Here is a 16863-nt window from a genome sequence, read left to right as displayed (position 1 = left end):
TGAAAAATTTATGAATATATATTATATATAAATCAAATTATGAAAGGGGTTTTATCATGCTGGATGAGGAGCTTTGCAGGCGGAGTGGTGTTCTCGGGAGACAAAGTCCTTCTTCTTAAAAACGAGAGGGATGAATGGGTGCTTCCGAGAGGAGTAATGCACGATGGAGAACTTTCGAGTGAAGCAGCAGTGAGAAGAATCAGGGAGGAATCCGGTATAGCCACTGAAATCGTATTCACAGCCGGACAGACAAGTTACGAATTCTCATCTACAACGCATAAAAAACCCTTCTGCAACAAAACTACATGGTATATCATGAAATCCCTTAACGGAGAAAATAAAATGAAAAATAACAGTTCAAGATTCATGGACTTTGTTAGAATTGACGAAGCCATGAATCTTATTAATTCAGGCCATGACAAGTCATTGGTGAGCCTGTCGTATAAAAAATACCGTGAATTGGAGCAAAATAAAGAGAAAGAATACGCTTTAAATTAATATAATTAATAAGACTATAAATAGAGACATAAAAAGTGAAGGGGTAAAATGCCCCTTCACAAAAACTTAAAACTTAAAAACATACTTGCCAATTACATGGTCGAGAGGAATAGGGCCGACCATTCTGCTGTCATAGCTGTTGTTTCTGTTATCCCCCATCACAAAAACATGGCCTTCCGGCACGACTACTACCTCATCGGAAGTGTAAAGCATGGGCTCTTTTATATAGGGCTCATCCAGAGCAATACCGTCCCTGTAGACTTTTCCGTCCTTGAATTCAAGCGTGTCGCCAGCCTTGCCGATAACCCTCTTTATCCAAAAAATTTCATCAATGTTCTTGTTGAAATGATAAGAAATGGCATTGTATCTGAGACTGTCCGTTATATCATCGATGACGGTACGGGGCCTGTCAATTCGTTTATCTATAATTACGATATCTCCGTAATCAGGTTCAAATCCTAAAGTATGAACCAGTTTGTTTACCAATACCCGGTCATTGTTATGCAAAGTGGACTCCATGGAAATTCCCTGAACCATAGTAGCTGCAACACAAAAATTGTAATTGAAAGGCCGAAAACAATGGCAAGGAGAATATGGCCGGTCCAGCTTAAAATTTCTTTGACAATTTTCACAATATATTCCTCCCTAAAAGCATGTTATCTATTCTATTGATTTGATAATATTATACCTCATTCTATGTACATTTTTCTAGTACTATCGAAAAACTATAGAGTAAGAGGCTATATAATGTTAAAATATAGACAACGGAAAAAATTTGAGAGTAAAATAAAAAGGTGGTTAGTGTTGGATAAGGTATATAAAACAGTATTAAACCATGCAATGTATGAAATTGAAGAGAAAAAATCCAGGTTTATAGCGTCGGTAAAGCCGGTATCAACCGAAGAGGAGGCAGCGGAGTTTATTGAAGAACTAAAATCAAAGTACTGGGATGCTAATCATAATGTTTATGCATACTATATTGGTGGAAAGAATATTATACAGAAGTTCAGCGATGATGGTGAGCCGTCGGGAACTGCCGGACTTCCTGTGCTTGAAGTTATAAAAAAATGGGGCTTCGGGATCTGGTGGTTGTGGTAACAAGGTATTTCGGAGGTACTTTGCTTGGTGCTGCAGGGCTTATACGGCATATGGCAAAAGCGCATCAATGGGTATAGAAGCAGCCCAAATTGTGACAAAAAAGCTTTGCACCCAGGTAAATATAGTTTTGGAGTATACCTTGTTTGGGAAGGTTCAAAATATCCTTATTTCAGAAGGGTTTACGATAAAAGATGTTATATATGAACAGGATGTGGAGATAATAGTATTTGTTCCGTGTGATGATGTTGAAACCTTTATTGATATGATCAATGAAGCAACAAATGCAAGAGCAATTATCCAAAAGGGAGACAGCTGCTATATCACATTAGACTCCCAGGGAAAAATTATAATATAGATTGAGGAGGAAGTGCTATGCTGGAGGAAAAAATGCTGGAGAAAAAAGTATGGGCCGTTGTAGGTGCCAGTGATAATCCGGATAAGTTTGGAAGCAAAATTTATAAAAAGCTTAAATCAAAGGGATATAAAGTATATCCTGTGAATCCCAACTATGAAACAATTGATGGGGATAAATGCTACAGTGATTTGTCATCCCTTCCGGAAGTGCCGGAGGTTATTGATATGGTGGTTGCTCCAAAGCATGGGATGAAGGTTATAGAAGAAGCTTCAAGGCTTGGAGTGCAAAATATCTGGTTGCAGCCGGGGACCCATAACAAAGAGATTATGGAGCTTATTGAAAGCAAGGGATTAAATGCTGTTCAAGCATGTGTCCTTGTGGCTTTGGGATAGAGAGGGAATGGCAAGGTTTTGAGACTATTGCGGTATAAATAGTGCGAGATAGAAGTACGGGATTTTATGGGGCTATGAAATAAATATCGGAAAATTCGATATTGATAGCCTCAATTATTTTGCTCTGGGAATTTTGATTGCCGGAATCATGCCATTGGTTTTCTTCGCAAAGTTGTATGGGGAGAGATATTATAAATTCGCTTCCTTTATTTTCCTCACTCCTTACTTTTATAACTCCGTTGTGAAGGGCAACGAAGGACTTTACAATGGAGAGGCCTATGCCGGATCCGTCAATTTCTGCGGTGAGACCGTTGTTTACCTGACGATAGCGTTCAAAAATGGCAGCCTGCATATTTTTGGGTATTCCAATGCCTGTATCTTTGACTCTAATAATTACGTTGTTGAATCTTTTGGCAACCTTTACCGAGATTTTGCCTCCCGGGTTGGTAAATTTGATGGCATTGGACAAAAGGTTTAGAATTATTCTTTCAATCTTGTCAATGTCCACAGCGGTAATAATTTCTTCATTGAGGGTGTCGAACTCCAAAGTCAAACCTTTCTGCTCCACATAGGGGATTACGGAGCTGGTTATGTCCTCTACCAGATATACAATATTGCAATTTACCGGGTTTGTTTTTATGTAGCCCGAATCAATTCGGCTGATATCCAGAATATTGTTTATCAGTCTTAAAAGCCTGTAGCAATTCTGTTTTATAGTAATCAAATGCCGGGTTGATTTTCTTCGATCGCTTTCGTCGAGAGGATATTTTTGACTTATAAGTTGTATGGCTCCAAGAATAACACTTAATGGGGTTTTTAGCTCATGGGACATGTTGTAGAAAAACTCTGACTTTAGACTGCTTGATTTTATGGTTTTTTCATAGAGTGAGGTGAGGTTTCGGATCAGTTCATTCTTTTCTTCAAGTTCACGTTGGTACTGTTTTTTATATTTTCAATATCGTCAAAATGTTGTGAAGTAATTTTGTTCAATTTTTTATGGGCATATACTATAACCGATATAACGGCAATAGAAATCAGGACCTCCAATACCAGGATGAAAATGTTTTGAGCAAGCAGCAGGTCGAGGAGGACACTATTATCTGTATCAGATTCGTCGGTTATTTTGAACATGAATGAAATAAAACCGACACCTGCAATGACTAAATGTGCAAGCACAGAATATATTATAATTCTCGTGCATGTGCCAATACAAGGTTTGCTGTTCATAGTACCAACCCTTACTTTATAATAAGTATTATGTACTTAACATAGAATAATATAGAGTTATATACATAAAATGTCATACCTATTTTATACAATAAAAGCAAATATGTAAATACATTTTTGAAATTCGTGACAAAAAAACTTCTAATTAATTCAGAAAACCTTTATTAAATAGCCGTTTAATATTATAATTTATAGAGGACAAAACTATATGGGCTTTATATAGTTATTTATATATATTGTTTAAGGAGGTATTTTATGGCGGGGCATTCGAAATGGGCCAATATAAAACATAAGAAGCAAAAAACAGATGCTCAGAAAGGAAAAATATTTACAAAGCTCGGAAGGGAAATAGCTATAGTTGTAAAACAAGGAGGACCGGACCCGGAAGTCAATTCAAAGCTCAAGGACGTTATTGCCAAGGCGAAAGCTGCCAATATGCCCAATGACACCATAATGAGGAGTATTAAGAAGGCGGCGGGTGAAATTGATTCAACCAATTATGAAGAGGTGGTATATGAAGGCTATGGCCCCGGCGGTGTAGCTGTTATTGTTGAAGCCATGACAGATAACAGAAACAGAACTGCGGGCGAGGTCAGGCATTTGTTTGATAAATTCGGAGGCAACCTTGGGACAACGGGCTGTGTGTCATTTATGTTTGATAAGAAAGGCGTAATATTGATTGAAAAGAGTGACAAAGTTAAAGAAGATGACCTTATGATGAAAGCTTTGGACCTTGGAGCAGAGGACTTTACCGCTGAGGATGAGTATTTTGAAATAATTACTGCGCCGGAAGATTTCTCAAAAGTGAGGGAAGGTCTCGAACAAGACGGATATGAATTTGTTGAGGCAGAAGTTGAAATGGTTCCCCAGACCACGACCACATTGACCGATCAAAAGCAAATTGATTTTATGGATAGGCTCATTGAAAACCTGGAAGATCTGGATGATGTGCAAAACGTTTATCATAACTGGGACGGAGAGTAAAAACTTGATTTAGATGACTTTTCCCGCCTTCCTGTATTGATTAAAGGCATACAGGAAGGTGTTTTTAATTTTAAAAAATTTTTTATTTTTAAAAGAAGGGGCTCACGGGCAAAGTTTAAGCCTTTTGGTAAAAACGAAGTTTAGTATTAATTTCCCATAAGTATTAACAAGACGAAAAATTTTTGATATTATATATGCGTCGAGGAAGGAGAGGATAGTTTTGAGTAATATGGTTTACGATATTCTTGAAAACCAGATAAAAAATGAAATCGACAAGAGTATAGAGAAGTTTGGAGTTAAAACATATGACGTTTCGGTTGACGCAGATGGGTGTTTGAGTATTAAAGTTGTTCTTGTTTCGAATGAAGTGGAAATAAAAAATATATGCTAAAAGTTTTTTTACTATCATGCCGGATTAAATGGAAAAACCAGGTGCCTGTTGTCAGAAGGGGTAAGGCACCTGGTTTTTTATGCTTAGGCTTTGTTGTCAACGCGGGCTGCTTCTCTAAAGAGCAGGCTTATGCTATACAGCCCGGCAATACCAACTATAGAATATATTGTTCTGGTAATAAATGAGCCTATGCCAAACAATTCTGCTACAAGATTATAATCGAAAAGTCCCACCAAAAGCCAATTTAATGCTCCGACGATAACTAAAACCAAAGCCAGTCTATCCAAAGGTGTTCTATCCATAATTACAACTCCTTTTTATTAAATTAAACTTTTTATTAAATTATATCTGTATTATTACCGACGGAAAATTAAAAATTCATAGCAAAAAATGAATTGGCACGAAAATAAAAATCTGGAAAAATACTATCCCAGAAAATCCAGCACACACTGGGATAATATTTGCATTCCAACACTTATGCAGCTTTCGTCAAGGTTGAATTTGCCAGAGTGAAGGTTGTGGAAATTTTTTTCGAAAGGATTGCTGCAGCCCAGATTGAATATGGCCCCGGGGACTTTCAGGGTATAATAGGAAAAGTCTTCAGCCAGCATGGAAGGCTCGGGATTTTCCACTACATTGTCTTCCCCCAGGATTTTTTTCGAGGCATTTGAAATAAGCTTTGCAATTTCTCCATTGTTTATTACCGGAGGATAGCCAAGGTTGTAACTAAAAGAAAAGTCCGCACCTTCTGCTGATGTCATTGAGGCAATTACAGAGTTCATCCTTTCTTGTATCACATTGTGGGTTTCCCGGTCAAAAGCTCTCACAGTACCTTTAATGACAGCCTGTGAAGGAATGACATTGTAGGTATTGCCTGCTTCAAAGCATGTTACCGACAGGATGGCGCTTTTAAAAGGGCTTAAGGTTTTAGGAATAATTGAGGAAAACATATTTATAATATTAACACCTATGGATATTGGGTTGACGGATTTATGGGGTTGGGCTGCATGACCGCCCCTGCCCTTTATTATTATGTCAAATTCGGCAGGCGAAGCCATTACCGGTCCTGTACCTACTGAAATTTGACCTGACTTTAAAAGCGGGGAAACATGAAGGGCAATTATTGCATCGGTGTCAGGATTGTCCAGCGCACCTTCATCAATCATCAAAGCAGCTCCTCCCAGCCCTTCCTCAGCGGGTTGGAAAATAAATTTGACATTGCCGGATATTTTGTCCATAAAGCCGGAAATTATCTTTGCCGTTCCCAAGGCTATGGCGACATGGGCATCGTGGCCGCAGGCATGCATGACGTTTTCATTTTGAGATATATAATCAAAATCATTTTGCTCGGCTATGGGAAGCGCATCCATGTCGGCCCTTATTGCAATTGTCTTGCCGGGCTTTTTGCTTTCAAGGACACCGACAACTCCGGTTTTGGCTATGTTTGAATAAACTTTGCAGCGAGATTTTTCAAAAAATCCGATGCTATGGAGGATGTTCTATATTCATTAAAACCCAATTCGGGGTGTCTGTGAATATCTCTTCTTATGGAAATTATTTCATTAATTATATCGGATGATATTTTTTTGATTTCTTCTGTGTACATTTTTAATCACCTGAATTTTAATATATATCATTTTTCGAACTCATGCAAGCGAGAAAAATTGAGAATACTTGACATTTAAAGATGTATATGATAATCTGTGCAAAACATATGTAAAAATATGCTCTTTTGTTTGGGAGTAGTTTACTGACCCTCTTAAGGAGCATGCTAGAGATATATAAGGAATATATAAAATAACTTTATTATAAAATTTAAGAAAAATTAAATTTTAGGGGGAGTAAAAATGAAAAGTATTTTTATGAGAGGGTTATCATTATTATTGGTAGCTCTAATAACGCTTGGCGTTTTAGCGTTTCCGGGTAATGTATATGCAGAACAGTCAAGCGAAATCGTACGTTATTCGGTATTGGTGTTAGACTTGTCTCCAAGTATGAGCGATGTATCGTTAAATCAAATGAAAAAAGCAGCACAAAAGTTTATATCGCAGGTACTTGATGCTAACGGACAAAATTATGTGGCAGTAATACCTTATTCTCAAAGCGCCGAAATATACTGCGATTTTACCGATGATCCCGAAAAGCTGAAAAATGCAATAAATAATGTGACCAACATTTATAGGAACGGCACAAATACATATGATGGAATGCTTAAGGCTCAAGGAATTTTGTCTTCCGGCAAAATACCTTCCAATGCTATTAAGAACCTTATTTTAATGACCGACGGAATGCCCAATCAACAGTATTCTACTTCCGACGGACCTTATACTATTGAAGATTGTGACTTGTATGAAGCCAATGATTATTCGTACAAGTATGCAAATGCGGTTTATAATTTAGCTCAAGAAATAAAAAAGGATATTAACATATATACATTGGGTTTTTTCCAAGACTTTACTTATTTTTATCCCAAGGAACTGCTTGGGTTTGCCAGGAGATTTCTCCAAGACATTCAAAATAAGGGTTATTATGATATAGATAATGCTGAGGAATTCGAATTTGTTTTTGAAGAAATAGCAGATGATATTATAAAGAAAAGAACCGGGTTGTTTCGTTTCTCGTCTAAAAATAGTATAAATGAAGATTATGTTGCAACATATTTCTATGACGATGATTACTTTTCTCAAGGAGCCTCAATTTACAATCCAAGTCTTGCAACCATGTCTTTGTGTCTTGAACTGTCTGCATGGGCAAGCAATGTTGGAGGGACAAAGGATTATACCGATAAAGCAAGAAATGCCCGTGAACTTTTTGGCGAAATAGGATTTAAAGATTTTGAGACAAACAAATATTTTACGGTAAAACCAAGTGAAGATTCTATTGGTGTTGTTGCAGCTCATAAGGACATAAAAGTTAATGGCAAGAATTATACTGTGATTGCGCTGGCCGCAAGGGGTGGAGGTTATGAAGCGGAATGGGCAGGCAACTTCACAGCGGGTACAACAGGTCAACATAAGGGCTTTAAAACTGCCAGCGATGAAGCGTATAGATTTCTTTCCGATTATATAACTCGTCACAAAGGAGAGTTTAAAGAAAATATAAAGCTTTGGCTTGTGGGTTATAGCCGTGCAGGTGCGACAGTTAACTTGCTTGCCGGAAGACTTACCGATGAGGGAGAAATTGCAGGGATACGTTTTGATAAGGAAAACTTGTACGCATATTGTTTTGAGCCGGCTATGGGGGCATTAATGAGTCAAGTTCAACCCGTTAGCAAGTATACTAATATTCATAATATTGTTAATCAAAATGACTTGGTAACTAAAGTTGCACCTAGTGCTTGGGGATTTACACGGTATGGTGTTGATGAAAGAGTGATTCCTACAAAGCTCACATCAAGCAATTCAGAACTTTTTGCCAAAATGCTTGAAAAATTTAAAGAGCTTGATACGGAATGGGTACGTGAATCTATTGTAGGAGATAAACATATAGTTGACACGTTCCAAGGAAAAAAGATTAATCCGGATATAAGTGTTGACTTTGGGCATTGGGAAAAACGAACCGGTATTTTTGGAATTGAATATTGGGTATGGGTTCCGAATTTTGAGGTGGATGTACGTTTAATAGAAAATGACAACATAACAATGGCTCAATTTTTGGACGAATTGATCCTTTCCCTTGCTACAGGAATTAAAAACCGCGAAAATTATGCCGAGAAGTTGCAGGGGGCTGTAAGGCTTGCTGCTGCTGAATTTATGGGCGGGCATTATGAGTCTTATAAATGGGATAAAGCTATTAAGAAGTTTGAGGAAAAGTTGGACGCTCATATATACGATATTGCGGTAGAATACTTATGGGGTGGTATCGACGGAGTTGCCGACCTCATTACGGAATATTTTGTTGAGAGTCTTTCAGAAGCGGGCATTGATCTTAATGCCTATGGACAAATACCAACTGCCATTAAAGAAGCTATTGCAGTTATTGCAAGGACAATTGTTGCTTCAGTTAAATTAAATGGGGGAGATGACTTAATAACACTTTTCAGTGAAGGCAATGCGAGTAAATTGTTTGCGGCACACTACCCCGAGCTTTGCCTTGCTTGGTTGCAAATTCAGGATGTAAATTATACTCCGGAGGGCAGAAGACTGTTTATAATAGATTGCTATAGAAAAATTTACATAAATTGTCCGGTAGATGTCAATGTATATAATTCTAAGGGTGAACTTGTAGCACAATTCATTGATGATGAGCCTCAAGAAATAGATGGAAGTACCATTGTGGCAAGGTTTAATTCAAACAAGGAAAAGATTGTATACCTTCCGGCCGATGACACGTTCAGTATTGAGATTATTGCAACAGATGACGGAGAATTAAATTATTCTGTGTGCGAATTCAGTCAAGATACTGGTACATATGCGAAAATTGTAAATTACTATGATGTCCCTATTGCTAAGGGGGATATACTAAATGCTGTTGTTCCGAAATTTTCCGATGAAGATGCTGCCAATACCGGTGAAGGCTCCGGCGTAAATTATTCATTGGCAAATAGCACAGGTGAGTTAACGCCGTCGATGGAAGTCTCCGGTCAATCGGCTCGAGATTCGGTATATATTGTAAATGTAACAAGCGATAATTCCGAGGGGGGCACAGTAATTGGCGGCGGTGTATATAGTGCAGGTTCGTTTGCGCAAGTATCTGCAATAGAATATGAAAAATGTGATTTTGCCGGATGGTATAAAAATGGAGTGCTTGTATCGACGGATAAATCCTATCGTTTCCGGGTTGAGGAGGACACATATTTGACTGCAAAATTTGAAGGCAGCCGTCCAAGTCCAAATACAGCGAGTACTTACGAGCTAAAGATAGAAGCCGGTACGGGAGGCAGAATTACTAAAGGGGCAAATGGTTATTATGGGAATGGCTCAATTACTCCGCTTGAAGCAATTCCTGATGACGGTTATCGTTTTAAAAACTGGGTATCGTCAAAGGGAGGAGTTTTTGGCGATAAGAATAGCGAAACTACAACATTTACAATGCCAGGCAATGAAACTGTTGTAATGGCAGTTTTTGAACCGGTATCTTCGTCTACGCCTTCTCCTTCATCATCGTCATCTTCATCTGCACCACTTAAGTATTCTATTACTGCAACTTCAGGTGCTGGAGGTACTGTGACTGGCGGAGGCAAATATAATTCAGGTTCAACAATCACATTGACGGCTGTACCGGATACAAACTATATATTTGACGGTTGGTATGAAAACAATATAAAAATTGATAACGCAGGAGAAAAGTATTCGTTTGTTGTTGCTGAAAATAGGACAATTGAGGCGAGGTTTGTTCATGTTCCGCCTAGTGATGACGGGATATTGCTAAATGACAATAAAGTAAATCTGACACTTAACGAAGACGGAAGCGTAACCATTACGCCAGACGTTCTAGAGGGATTAACCGCTCCCGTATTGTTATATTTGCCTTACGAAAATGGAAGTATAAATCATGTAGGTGTTCTGAAAAAAGATGAGGGAGACGTTATTATTCCGTTTTCAATATACAAAGACGGTAAAATGATCATATTAGTGTCAGAGCCGGGGACTTACGGAGTAATAGAAAACAAAAAGACTTTCACAGATATAGAAGGACATTGGGCATCCGAAACAATTGATTTTATTACATCACGAACATTATTCTACGGTGTCGGAGACAATATATTTGATACAGAAACAGGTATGACCAGAGCAATGTTTGTAACCGTACTCTCAAAACTTGACGGAGCTGACTTGTCAGGCTACAATACTTCTGCATTCTCAGATATTAATGTAAATTCTTGGTACTGCAAAGCAGTTGCATGGGCGGTTGACATCGGGATAGTTTCCGGTTACAGTAAAGAATTGTTTGGCCCGAATGACTTGATAACTGCTGAGCAAATAGCGATTGTGCTTGACAAGTATATGAAATATAAAGGAATTATACTGAAAAAAGATTCGGATAATGTCTTTGTACATGATGAAGAAGTGAGTCCTTGGGCAAAAGATACTGTTATGGATATGTGTCAATATGGATTAATCTTTTACCCGGGAAGCGGTAAGTACACTTACACAGATTTGCATGCAAATTCAATAGCCGAAAACAGCATAGTTTCTCCTAAAAAAGCTGTAAATAGAGCAGGTGTGGCACAAATTTTGAGAGATTTTATCGAAGCATATTTAAAGTAATTGAAACTTAATGCTTAAACGCCCGTTTATCGAGTAATATTTGAAAAATTATTAGCCCAAATGCATAATTACGGCTCAAGAAGATATAAAAGGGAAACGGAGAAGTGTTGAGTAAAATGAGAAAAATTTTAATCATGTGCATTTTTCTTACAATTCTAACAGGATGTTTTCCTGTATTTAACTGGCAGGGTTCTGATGAAAACAAAACCGGGGAAGGTAAAAGTATGTTAAAGGATATTGCTTACAGGAATAAAACTCAAGATTCCGACAGTTATACGGTTTATATCCAAGAAAAGGGTGCTTTTGAACCTTTCTTGGTTTTGAGTTCGGATTATGAAGGAGGAATACTTTTATTAAGAAAATTCCTGTTGGAAGATTTGATTTCCTATAGCGACAGCAAATCATATGGCTCGAAGGGCGGATACTACCCTAAAAGCAACATAGATTATTACTTAAATAACAATTATATATTACAATTTTCTCAGACACTGCAAAATAAGATTTTAGACACCAATGTCAGCGTTTCTACGTTAGAAAGCGTTGAGGGGGAGGTAGTGTAAAAGATACGGAAAAAATACAGCGAAAGATTTTTATTTTGTCTGCTTCGGAAATGAATATTAAAAGCGGTATGGCAAATAACGAAGGCAAACCCCTTGCATATTATAAAGATAATGAAGACTTGAAGGCTACGTATAAAAACGGGGTAGCCGAGGCTTATTGGCTTCGTACCGCATATCTCTGGGATGATATTCAAGCATGGACTGTGGGAGCCGACGGAGTTATTGGCGGAAGCAGTGTGTCCGAAGCTTATGCTATACGGCCTGCATTTTGTCTGCCCAAAGATACATTGATTAGGAAAACAGAATTGAACGGGAAGACTGTATATGTTGTTGAATAAGGGAAAGAGTCCGTTTTATAAATACGGAAATATAAAAGCTTAAGGGGCATTAGGCCCCTTAAGCTTTTTGTCAGGGTTTATACTGTGGCTTTTTTAGTAGCTGGTTTTGACACTTTTTCTTCGAAGAACACAGTCAGGGGAGACTGAATCTGAGTTTTTTGTGACACTATCAAGTGTACACTTGCCATCCTGCTGGTGGACGCAATTTGACGAGCAGTTGATAGTTGTCATAATATCACTCCTGTTAGAAAGAGTATTGTTTAAGTCGGTTGCAGTCAATAAAGCAAGTCTGTTAATATTATGTCCATAAAAACATTAATTATTATCGCTGTAAAAAAAGCTCGGGACATCGAGTCCCTTCGCTTTGGCCTCTTTCATTTCATTCCAAGAGGCCAAATAAAATCCGCACCTTCGAAAAAAGGTGCGGTTTATCTAAACAACCGCCGGTTTTTTAATTGGCCGGCAGTTAGTATCGGAGCATCTGGCAAAAGCAGATATTTATTAACAATATATTTTACGCCCAGTTTGTCTAAAATAGTATATAATTTTTATGTAATAGTGACTAAAAATTAATCTGTTTTCAGTTAAGCTATTTTATACTATGAAAATAAAAAACCAATTGTGATAAATTTTTATATTAAAACTTTATGTTGTGTATGCAAAATAATTTTTATGGAATAATAGGACAGGTGAGCTCATGAATTACATAAATGTGCCCAACATACCCGAAGGAAAGGTCCGGCTTGCCATAGTGGACGGAAGAATCAGCGTCTTTGGAGTCGGGATTAAGAAGTATGGGCATTCGGTTGATTAAGACAGAAGCCATTTGGGGCTTTATCCGGCTATTTCTTTTCATCCCGATGCCGTATTTCATCATTTGGGGGAAAGAGTGATTGTATATGCTCCCGGAGCTGCTGAAAGTGTTCTTGGTGCCCTTTCAGGACAGGGGTTTTTGCTTATAAAAGGAGAAGCGGAGCTTGGAGACAAATATCCGGCAAGCGTTTATTATAATGCAGCCAGAGTTGGAAATTTTGTGTTCCACAATACAAAATATACCGATAAAGTCTTAAGGAAAACTTTTTCAAAATGGACATAGAGCTGGTACACATTAACCAGGGATATGCCAAATGTGCAATATCTGTGGTGGATGAAAATTCTATAATAACCATGGACAAAGGGATTGCCAAAGCGGCAGAGAAAAAGGGTATAGATGTGCTGGTTATAGAAGAGGATGCCATATTGTTGCCGGGCTTTAAAAACGGCTTCATAGGAGGATGCACCGGTCTTCTTGACAAGGGAAAATGGGCTGTTGCAGGGGATATCCGGAAGCTTAAGTCTTATAAAAAGATAGAGGATTTTCTTCTAAGAAAAGGTGTTGAGATAGTTTCCTTGTCCGATGAATCCGTAGTGGATATAGGCACGATAATACCGCTTCTTACGGACTAAAACAGCTGTTAATTTAAGCTTTGACCTTTGTAACTAACTATATTTATCTGCATATAATAATACTATAAAAATATGTATGAATGTTTGGGTAAGAATATGCTAGGTTGCAGTTTGGAAATAAAATGCCAAAATTCGAGAAAATTATCCCATATATTGTATATATTGCTTACTGCATACAACAAATTGCTAAGACATATACTACGTTTGAAGGGATGTGAAGTTGATGCAGTTTCTTTGTATTGGGGTTAGTGATGATAGTGCTGACAGTTTGAAAAACTGTTTGATAAATGAATTATCCCGAAATAATAAAAAGAACAGAAACTACATGGTTAGAGATATTGTCGATTCGGAAGGCTCAACTTCAGTTATTTGCAGTTTGGCAGACGGTGATGCTCCTTCGGACATGAATTCTCATTTGTATGATGAACTGGTTTTTAATGTTTGTAGTGCTTTGGCAACTTTTATTATTGATAAATATGAAGAAAAATTGATATATAGAATAATAAACAGCAATTATGGTTACTTTACCCGGGTGGAAAGGAAAGAAATACAAAGGCTGGCCCTTGCAATTATAAAAAATGAGGATAGAAACCTGCTAAACAGTTTTTTTCAAATCCGCAGAAAGAATATTATAATAAAAAAATTGCTGGAGTATTTTGAATGCTCGAACAGTGTTATACTGGACGGTTTTGTAAACTTCCGTCTGAAGGATTATATGAAAGACCTTGAGGAAATAGTTGAAAAAGCTATGGATGATTTCCTAATGGAGAGGGAATACCAAGAGTTTATAATGCTTTTGAGATATTTTGTTGACAAACAGGACCCAAAATTCAATGCTGTCCATATTATTGTAAGTTATGATAATAAATATATATTGCTTGATCAAAACAAACAGGAAATCACCAATGAATGCATTCAGGAGTTTATGAACGATATACCCAACGGAGAAATTAATTATGATGACCTTCTTGTAAGCTCTCTTATTACCATGGCACCCAGAAGGATTATCATACATGGGGCTGAATCTTTCAGAAACAAGGAGCTTCTTGAAACGATAAAAAATGTCTTCTGGGGAAAAGTTGTTATATGTTCCGAATGTGAATTGTGTATGGTGAATATGGTTAGAAGTGAGAATAAAAGCCAAGTATAAACCTTAACCAAGTAAAAATGGGCCGAACAGGCCCTCTTTTTTGATAGAAAATTACAAAAAAACAGAAATAGTACTAAATTCCTTCAAAAAATTTTTCCATAGATATTGACAATATATAATGAAATGATACAATATATTGTATAATACAATATGATGTATATAAGTGTTATTTTTTGTACATAATATAGACAGTGCTAAGCATTTTGCTTTAAATGCTTTTAAGAAGGTTTACAAAAGATTAACCGTTGAAGCAACTTTTAAGCAATTTATATAACTTTTCTTTTTACTAATGATTAAAAATATAAGGTACCAAGGATTAGGAAACTTAAAAGCAAAAGATGACAAGTGAAAAAACGAAAGAAAAAATATCCGGGAAAAAAGAGAGTAGATATACTCTCTTTTCCCTGTTTTTGGGGAAATAATTTTCATATGGAATGATAGTTTGTCTCAGTTGGTTCAATATGTGGGGTAAGTTTGTCCGCATTGTAATAGATGAGGATTTTGTGGTAAAATTAATTCTAATACAAAGGGAAATTTGCATTTTTTGTTCAATGCAAGTTTTAAGAGTTTTTGGAGGTATAAACTTGAGAGTTGTTGGATTTGTGGGACCAAGCGGGACCGGCAAAAGCCATAGGGCTGTATGGGTTGCCCGGGAACGAGGAATAGATTTTATTATAGATGACGGTCTTCTTATTAGGGGTGCACAGATTATTGCAGGTACTTCGGCCAAAAAGGAGAAAACAAAAATAAGTTCCATCAAGCGCGCCCTGTTTACCGATGATGAGCATGCAAATGACGTAAAGACGGCTATTAGGCAATACAATCCCCAAGGGATACTTATTTTAGGGACATCGGACGGTATGGTTGAAGCCATTGCAAAGCGTTTGGAGCTTTCGGAGGTAAGCGAAAAGATTTATATACACCAGGTGGCAACGGAGTTTGAGATAAAACAGGCGCTTACCACTAGAAAAGAGCAGGGAAAACATGTTATTCCGGTACCTACTTTTGAGATAAAAAAAGATTTTTCAGGGTATTTTCTTGACCCTTTACAGATATTTAAAAGGAAAGGAAAGGGGCGCTTCCAGCTAATTGGAGAGAAATCCGTAGTACGCCCTACTTTCAGTTACCTTGGCAACTATACTATTTCCGATTATACGATATATCAGATTGTGGATTATGTTGTCTCAAATATCGAAGGTGTAAATAAAATATCAAGGTTCAGGGTGGAGAACCATCCCGACGGTATATATATTGAAATGGACCTTGTGCTGGTGTATGGCTGCCAGATAAAGGCTCTTTTGAGAGACGTTCAGAAAAAAGTGATTGATGAAGTTGAGAAGCTTACGGCGCTCAATATTAAAAGTCTGAACCTTACGGCAAAAAGCCTTGTTTTGGAATCCAACAAGGCTTTGGAGACAAAGCGGAGCGATTCTGCTACTTGAGGTTGCAAAAGCCCACCAGCTTTTGAATGCTTCTTGGAAGTGCATCCTTTGAGTTGCCCCAAGGAGCATCATTGTTGCGGTAGTCAAACTTTTTTGTAAACCAGTTTACTTCCTGCTGAATACGTTCCATGTTTTCTACTTGCATGGAAAGCAAATTGTCTACGAATATGGCAGTTTCTTTCGGACCAAGATACTTTCCTGTGCCTTCAAGAAGAGCTTTAAGGTGCTTTAGGCAAAATCCCTTGCGGCTGTGGAACAACTCTTTGAAGTCATTCTCTTTAAAATAAAGATATAAAATTACATCTATATATCTGTCCATTGTCTTATTGATTCGTGTACAAATGGTACAGGAGTTTTCAAGCTTGTTTAAGTTAGCAATCAATTCATCTACAAATTTGCGGGTTTCCGTTTGCTTTGAAGAGAGCTTGCCCGACAGGTTTTTTATAAAAGAGACATCGGCATCTTTTTTAAGTTGATTTTTCTTGTCCTCATAGTTTTTTTTGAGTTTTGCGTTTTGTTCTACCATATGGGTGTCAACAATTAGGCCAAGGCCCAAGCGGTTTGCCTGGGTGTTGTACAGAAACTCGAAATGCCTTTTACAAAAGCCGTTTTCATTTGTCTCCATTCTTCCTTCAGGTTCCATCAGAAAAGGTCCCAATACATATTCGACGTTTTCGTCCTCCAGCTTTTTTTCCAGCACGCACATGGGACACTCACAATCGGTGTTAAATGCATCGGTTACAGGTATTGTGTAAATTTTTTCTTTCATAACA

At 37.5% G+C, this 16863-nt stretch carries 15 protein-coding genes and 3 pseudogenes; 11 read left to right on the top strand and 7 right to left on the bottom strand.

Annotated features, from left to right (window positions below; genetic code table 11):
• The first annotated feature begins 63 nt into the window (after positions 1-63).
• Positions 64-498, top strand: coding sequence for an NUDIX hydrolase (locus tag JCM21531_RS10690; protein WP_038289715.1), 435 nt, complete (start codon positions 64-66; stop codon positions 496-498).
• A 66-nt stretch (positions 499-564) separates the two neighbouring features.
• On the opposite strand, the pseudogene lepB reads toward JCM21531_RS10690, so the two are convergent.
• Positions 565-1130 (bottom strand): annotated as a pseudogene (gene lepB, locus JCM21531_RS10685) (signal peptidase I).
• Positions 1131-1302: 172 nt separating this feature from the next.
• Here lepB and JCM21531_RS10680 point away from each other — a divergent pair.
• Positions 1303-1951, top strand: a pseudogene (locus JCM21531_RS10680) (YigZ family protein).
• A 17-nt stretch (positions 1952-1968) separates the two neighbouring features.
• A complete protein-coding gene (locus tag JCM21531_RS10675) occupies positions 1969-2343 on the top strand; it encodes a CoA-binding protein (protein ID WP_038289714.1) in 375 nt (124 codons plus the stop codon).
• A 64-nt stretch (positions 2344-2407) separates the two neighbouring features.
• Here JCM21531_RS10675 and JCM21531_RS10670 read toward each other — a convergent pair whose 3' ends face one another.
• Complete coding sequence (locus tag JCM21531_RS10670) at positions 2408-3175, bottom strand: sensor histidine kinase (RefSeq protein ID WP_243467548.1); 768 nt, start codon at positions 3173-3175, stop codon at positions 2408-2410.
• 71 nt (positions 3176-3246) lie between these two features.
• A complete protein-coding gene (locus JCM21531_RS21880) occupies positions 3247-3519 on the bottom strand; it encodes a hypothetical protein (RefSeq protein ID WP_243467547.1) in 273 nt (90 codons plus the stop codon).
• A gap of 306 nt (positions 3520-3825) precedes the next feature.
• Here JCM21531_RS21880 and JCM21531_RS10665 point away from each other — a divergent pair, with 306 nt between their 5' ends.
• Complete coding sequence (locus tag JCM21531_RS10665) at positions 3826-4554, top strand: YebC/PmpR family DNA-binding transcriptional regulator (protein WP_038289713.1); 729 nt, start codon at positions 3826-3828, stop codon at positions 4552-4554.
• A gap of 220 nt (positions 4555-4774) precedes the next feature.
• Positions 4775-4945, top strand: a complete 171-nt coding sequence (locus tag JCM21531_RS19295; protein ID WP_173400183.1) for a hypothetical protein — start codon at positions 4775-4777, stop codon at positions 4943-4945.
• Between the two features lie 83 nt (positions 4946-5028).
• Here JCM21531_RS19295 and JCM21531_RS10660 read toward each other — a convergent pair whose 3' ends face one another.
• The 3 genes from JCM21531_RS10660 to JCM21531_RS21875 all read right to left on the bottom strand — a co-directional run bounded on the left by JCM21531_RS10660 (position 5029) and on the right by JCM21531_RS21875 (position 6551).
• Entirely contained in the window at positions 5029-5247 is a 219-nt protein-coding gene (locus JCM21531_RS10660) for a DUF378 domain-containing protein (protein WP_038289711.1), read from the bottom strand.
• A gap of 123 nt (positions 5248-5370) precedes the next feature.
• Positions 5371-6387 (bottom strand): M20 metallopeptidase family protein, encoded by a 1017-nt coding sequence (locus tag JCM21531_RS10655; RefSeq protein WP_243467549.1) that lies wholly within the window; start codon positions 6385-6387, stop codon positions 5371-5373.
• Positions 6384-6551 (bottom strand): hypothetical protein, encoded by a 168-nt coding sequence (locus tag JCM21531_RS21875; protein WP_243467546.1) that lies wholly within the window; start codon positions 6549-6551, stop codon positions 6384-6386. The genes JCM21531_RS10655 and JCM21531_RS21875 overlap by 4 nt, the downstream gene beginning before the upstream one ends.
• Positions 6552-6792: 241 nt before the next feature.
• Here JCM21531_RS21875 and JCM21531_RS10650 point away from each other — a divergent pair, with 241 nt between their 5' ends.
• The 6 genes and pseudogenes from JCM21531_RS10650 (at position 6793) to JCM21531_RS10625 (ending at position 16090) form a co-directional block, all read left to right on the top strand.
• Positions 6793-11154 (top strand): InlB B-repeat-containing protein, encoded by a 4362-nt coding sequence (locus JCM21531_RS10650; RefSeq protein ID WP_038289708.1) that lies wholly within the window; start codon positions 6793-6795, stop codon positions 11152-11154.
• Between the two features lie 116 nt (positions 11155-11270).
• Complete coding sequence (locus JCM21531_RS23800; RefSeq protein ID WP_038289705.1) at positions 11271-11714, top strand: DUF6273 domain-containing protein; 444 nt, start codon at positions 11271-11273, stop codon at positions 11712-11714.
• Between the two features lie 50 nt (positions 11715-11764).
• The gene (locus tag JCM21531_RS23795) at positions 11765-12052 is read left to right on the top strand and encodes a DUF6273 domain-containing protein (RefSeq protein ID WP_162149314.1); all 288 of its coding nucleotides are present in this window, start codon (positions 11765-11767) and stop codon (positions 12050-12052) included.
• Positions 12053-12941: 889 nt separating this feature from the next.
• Positions 12942-13498, top strand: a pseudogene (locus tag JCM21531_RS24500) (DUF6873 family GME fold protein).
• Positions 13499-13721: 223 nt separating this feature from the next.
• Positions 13722-14648, top strand: a complete 927-nt coding sequence (gene ytxC, locus JCM21531_RS10630) for a putative sporulation protein YtxC (protein WP_038289698.1) — start codon at positions 13722-13724, stop codon at positions 14646-14648.
• A 584-nt stretch (positions 14649-15232) separates the two neighbouring features.
• Positions 15233-16090 carry an Asp23/Gls24 family envelope stress response protein gene (locus JCM21531_RS10625; RefSeq protein ID WP_038289695.1) on the top strand — a complete coding sequence of 286 codons (858 nt, stop codon included), beginning with the start codon at positions 15233-15235 and terminating at the stop codon, positions 16088-16090.
• On the opposite strand, the gene JCM21531_RS10620 is transcribed toward JCM21531_RS10625, so the two are convergent.
• Positions 16083-16859: a DUF6062 family protein gene (locus JCM21531_RS10620; protein ID WP_038289693.1), complete on the bottom strand. Its 777-nt coding sequence runs from the start codon at positions 16857-16859 to the stop codon at positions 16083-16085. The genes JCM21531_RS10625 and JCM21531_RS10620 overlap by 8 nt on opposite strands.
• Positions 16860-16863: the final 4 nt, after the last annotated feature.

Source organism: Acetivibrio straminisolvens JCM 21531 (assembly GCF_000521465.1).
GTDB classification, from domain to species: domain Bacteria; phylum Bacillota; class Clostridia; order Acetivibrionales; family Acetivibrionaceae; genus Hungateiclostridium; species Hungateiclostridium straminisolvens.
The sequence above is the reverse complement of the archived record's forward strand: the minus strand, read 5'-3'. Positions and strand labels throughout refer to the sequence as shown.